Below are 4,843 nucleotides of genomic sequence, written 5' to 3' on the forward strand. Positions count from 1 at the left end.
ATATCTAATGGAATTAGAATTTCTATGGGTAAAAATTATCATTGTGCTGATAATATTGTTATTGAAAGTTTTCATTCTTTATTAAAAAAAGCAACAATTAATAACAATATTTACTTATCGCATGACGAATATATTAATGATGTTAAAAAATGAAATAAATGATATTCAAGCCGCAAAGAAAAGGATATAATAAATAAAAGTTTATAAACCTTTTTTACTAATACTTACTTTTTGGGGTGCACTCTAATCATCATCTTTTTTACGATAGTCCCTCATTATTTTTCTTGTCCCAATTCGAAGATTATCTTTATTCATAAAAAAGAAATGCCCCATAAAGTAACCAATAACTCATACACCTAAAAATAAGATTGTAATTAAGAAAGCAACAGTATATTTTTCTTGGTTAATAATAAATAAAACAGTAAAAATACATGTTAACAAAATTAAGATACATAAAACAACAACATTAATAATTCGATATCATGATCATTGTTTTTTATTTATTTTTTTTGCCATTTTTTGCCTCCTTATCTAATAAATTCTTTTGTTAAAGAATTATAAATCTTTGAAGGACGATTATCTAAATAACCAGCGTCAACAATAATATGAACATTAAATTTTTGAAGATCATTAAATTCTTTAGCATAATTTTGACCGCTAATATTTACACTTGTCCCATAAATTGGCCCAACCTTATTAATAATTTTTTTTAATCATTTTGATTTTGTAATTCTAATCCCAATTGTATTATCTTCTGTAATGTTATAAAGCTTATTAATATCATCTTTTATGTTACCTATTATAGTAATAGTTTCATTCTTTTTAAAGAGCTTTAAATCATCACGTGGCAATTCAATAAAATTCTTCGCCATACGAACTGAACTAACAATAACTGATAAATACATTTTTTCTGATCGTCCTTTAACTTTAAAAATTCTCGCTTTTGCTACTGGTGAACTAATAATACACGTCATACCATAAATAGTATCTGTTGGAACAATAATAACTTTTTCTGCTAAATAACCAGCAATAATCTCTTTACGATCTTTTACAATATATACTTTCATATATAATTAGCCTCCTTTCTTATGAACCCTTTGAATTTGATTTAATTTGTTCATTGCTAATATGATTACTTTTAATTTTTGAAATATGTGAAAGAGCAATAATTGATAAAACAGTAATGAAGGCAGATAATAGAATACCACTTGCTAATAATTCATTTCCTTGTAATCAAAAGTAATCTAAATGTCTTGTTTTAAAAAGTGGCTTCATTACTGTTTCTTTAAAATTATCACTTTGACTATTTCAATAATCAACTGCTTTTGTTAATTCATATTGAGAAACCAGAAAAATTACTAGTGAAGTCCCAGTTACAATTAAAAAACTAACATAAAAACTAATAAAACCTTTTTTAGTTAAATTTGGTTTTTTCAACATTACAAAAGTAAATGCAAATAACATTGAAATAATTAAAGCAGAAGAAACAATTGGTACAACACTAATAAAAATTCCTGACCTGGGCATATTCATTGTCATCTCAAAATAATCAATATTTGGTTGATCTAAAATACTAGTTGTATTCGGTATAATAGCATTAATTGTTAATTGTGGATAAAAGTAAGAAAATAAAAAAAACCGGTTTGCATCAGTAAAACTACTGCCAATAATAATTGTATAAACAAATTGGGGAATAAAAACCATACTTGAAAAAAAAACGACTCATAGTGAAATATTAAATTCATTTGGAATTAAATATAGACTAATAAACTTTTTAAGACGACTTTGATTAAATGTATCTTTTAAAACAAATAATTCTTCTTTTTTAGTTGGATTAATATTATCATTTAATAATCATTCTAATTTAAAACTAACTTTCAACATAATAAAAATAATAAAAATCATTTGTAATCCTGTAATTCATCAAATAGCATTAAGACCAATTCATGTTAATGGATATTTATTTTTTGTTCCAGGCCCTGTTGCTAAATTAATTAATGCTTTAACAATTGCATCTCGATTTGGAATATCTTTATGAATCATATCTTGAATATTTTTAACAAACTCAGGACCAGTATAACCACCTCTTAAAGAACGACATCACTCTGTAAATAAATCATAATAATATTCTGCAAGTGAAAATAATAAACAAGCACTAAATAAAAAAGAAATAATAAAAACTGTTCCAATTAACAACATTCTATTATTAAAATTAACTGTTCGTTTTTGATGATTAATGTAAAAAACACTACTAATAATGGCACCTGTTAATGTTCCTAACGCAATATATGGCAAACCAAAGATTAAAAACTCATTTGGTAGATTAGGTGTTGTAAATGTTGTTAACACATCCTTAGGTACTGTTGCAATAAAATTAAAGTATTTTTTTAAAAGTTGATCACTATGTGATACATATATAAAAGTAAAATATGGGACCATAATAAATAAAACTAATAAAAAAGCAATACTAATAATGCGAGTTCTTTTAATATTTTTAAGTTTATCTTCCATATCCTGCACCCCACACTTAAGTTTCTTTTATTTTACTACAAAATATTAATAAATAAAATTCGTCATTTTTTATTTATATCTTTTTGAAAATAATATTTCTGATTTGGAAAATATTCTTTTACTAGTTTTTCTAAATCTTTTTTTTGGTCATAACCATGTTCAAAACATAAAATGCCATTTTTTTTAACAACCTTTTGTCAATTTTGAAAAATTTCTCGATAAAAATATAGGCCATCAATATCACTAAACAAAGCAACATGTGGTTCATAATTTTTAACACGATTACTAATATTTTGATTCTTTGGAATATAAGGTGGATTACAAACTAGTAGATCAGCTTTAATCTTATTTTTAATAAATGGTTCTAGCATATCACCTTCCAATAATTTAACATTTTTGCAATTTAACTGCTTAATATTTCTTTTTGCTACTTTTAATGCTTCAGTTGAAATATCACTAGCATAAATTGTTAAACTTGGATTTTCTAAGCCTAAACTAATTGCAATTGCTCCGCTCCCAGTTCCAATATCAATTAAAGTTAATGGTTTATCACCATTATTAAGCAATATTTCATCAATTATAATATTAATATTATCAACTAATTCTTCTGTTTCATAGCGAGGAATTAAAACATTATAATCAACATAAAAATCATATCCATAAAAATTTTGTAAATTAGTAATATGTTGGATTGGTTTTCCATTACGATATGCCATTAACTGTTGTCAATAATCATCAATCTTAAAATTAATTTTATCATTTTGAATTGCATATAATTTTGCTAATGAAGTTTTCATAAAAAATGCTATTAAAATTTTAATATCGGCAAGATAATTAGCATTATTCGAGTCTTTCAAATAATCTTCTGACTTTTGAATTAATTCATTAACTGTCATTAGTTTCCTTCCATTTTCAATCTTTGTTCTTCATTAATTAATGGTACTACAATTTCATCTAAATTACCTTCCATAATTTGGTCTAATTTTTGTAGTGTTAAATTAATACGATGATCAGTAACCCGATTCTGAGGATAATTATATGTTCGAATTTTTTCACTCCGGTCGCCTGTTCCTACTGCATCTTTTCTTAATGTTCCACGCTCTTCGTTAATTTTACGTTGCTGTTCTTCATATAATTTACTTCGTAAATGTTGCATTGCTAATGCCTTATTATCATGTTGACTACGGCCATCTTGGGAAGTTACAACAAATCCTGTTGGCAAATGAGTAATTCGAACAGCTGAATCAGTTGTATTAACATGTTGTCCCCCTGCTCCTGAGGCACGGTAAGTATCAATTTTTAAATCAGCAGTTTTAATTTCAAAATCAACTTCTTCAATTTCTGGTAAAACAGCAACGGTTGCTGTTGATGTATGTACTCGCCCTTTACTTTCTGTTTTTGGAATTCGTTGAACACGATGTGCTCCTGATTCAAATTTCATTTTTGAATAAACACGATCTCCTTTAACCATAAAGGAAATTGTAGAAAAGCCACCTGCTTCTGATTCATTTGCTTCAATTAATTCTACTTTTCAATGTTGTTGTTCTGCATATTTTATATACATTCGATATAAATCACCAGCAAAAATGTTTCCTTCATCACCACCTGCTGCTCCACGAATTTCAAAAATAACATTCTTATCATCATTAGGATCTTTTGGCAATAACATTACTTTTAACTCTGCTGTAAGTTGTTCTTTTCTTATTTCTGAGGTTTTTAATTCTTCTTTTGCTAATTCAATTAACTCATAATCCTTTTCTGTCTCTAAAATTAATTTTGCTTCATTAATATTATTTAAAACATTTTTATAATTTAAGTATAAAGCAACGGTTTCCTCTAATTGTGCTTGTTCTTTTGCTAAACTAGTTAACTTTTTTACATCATTAACTATTTCTGGTTTTGTTAATTCTTCATTAATTAAATTTCACCGCTTTAACATCGTTTCTAATCGTTCAATTGTTTTTTGATTCATTTGCTTCACCTCTTTTTTAGACACTTAACAATTATAATATATTTTAAATAATAATGATTAATTTAATTCATTATAATAAAAAAAATCATAATATAGACTGCACCCATTTTAGTAAGTACTAATAAAAAGTATTTACTATTTTTTTTATTATATCTTTTTCTTTACGATTTTAATATCATGTATTTCATTTTATAACATCTTGTATATATTCTTCATGTGAATTATATATTTTATTATGGATTGTAGCTTTCTTAAGTAATGAATGAAAACTTTCTATAACAATATTATCTGCACAGTGGTATTTTTTACCCATTGAAATTATAATACCGTTAGAGACACATTTATAGTGATAAATAGCGG

The 4,843-nt window shown here is 25.6% G+C and carries 6 protein-coding genes and 1 pseudogene; 1 reads left to right on the forward strand and 6 read right to left on the reverse strand.

What is annotated here, in order from left to right:
* A partial coding sequence (locus D9R21_RS04330; RefSeq protein ID WP_206609226.1) for an integrase core domain-containing protein occupies window positions 1–207 on the forward strand: 207 nt, incomplete at its 5' end.
* A 36-nt stretch (window positions 208–243) separates the two neighbouring features.
* Here the strand turns inward: D9R21_RS04330 and D9R21_RS04335 are convergent.
* The 6 genes and pseudogenes from D9R21_RS04335 to D9R21_RS07110 form a co-directional block, all read right to left on the reverse strand.
* Window positions 244–516, reverse strand: a complete 273-nt coding sequence (locus D9R21_RS04335; RefSeq protein ID WP_241568767.1) for a tweety family protein — start codon at window positions 514–516, stop codon at window positions 244–246.
* A gap of 11 nt (window positions 517–527) precedes the next feature.
* Complete coding sequence (locus D9R21_RS04340; RefSeq protein WP_126821244.1) at window positions 528–1,067, reverse strand: L-threonylcarbamoyladenylate synthase; 540 nt, start codon at window positions 1,065–1,067, stop codon at window positions 528–530.
* A 19-nt stretch (window positions 1,068–1,086) separates the two neighbouring features.
* Window positions 1,087–2,511, reverse strand: a complete 1,425-nt coding sequence (locus tag D9R21_RS04345) for a polypeptide chain release factor methylase (protein ID WP_126821245.1) — start codon at window positions 2,509–2,511, stop codon at window positions 1,087–1,089.
* Between the two features lie 35 nt (window positions 2,512–2,546).
* The gene (gene prmC / locus D9R21_RS04350; RefSeq protein ID WP_126821246.1) at window positions 2,547–3,407 is read right to left on the reverse strand and encodes a peptide chain release factor N(5)-glutamine methyltransferase; all 861 of its coding nucleotides are present in this window, start codon (window positions 3,405–3,407) and stop codon (window positions 2,547–2,549) included.
* Window positions 3,407–4,483, reverse strand: coding sequence for a peptide chain release factor 1 (prfA, locus tag D9R21_RS04355; RefSeq protein WP_126821247.1), 1,077 nt, complete (start codon window positions 4,481–4,483; stop codon window positions 3,407–3,409). Before prfA ends, prmC begins: the two co-directional genes overlap by 1 nt.
* A gap of 169 nt (window positions 4,484–4,652) precedes the next feature.
* A pseudogene (locus D9R21_RS07110) lies at window positions 4,653–4,843 on the reverse strand (IS3 family transposase); the annotation flags it as partial.

Source organism: Spiroplasma endosymbiont of Megaselia nigra (genome assembly GCF_003987485.1).
Taxonomy (GTDB): domain Bacteria; phylum Bacillota_I; class Bacilli_A; order Mycoplasmatales; family Mycoplasmataceae; genus Spiroplasma.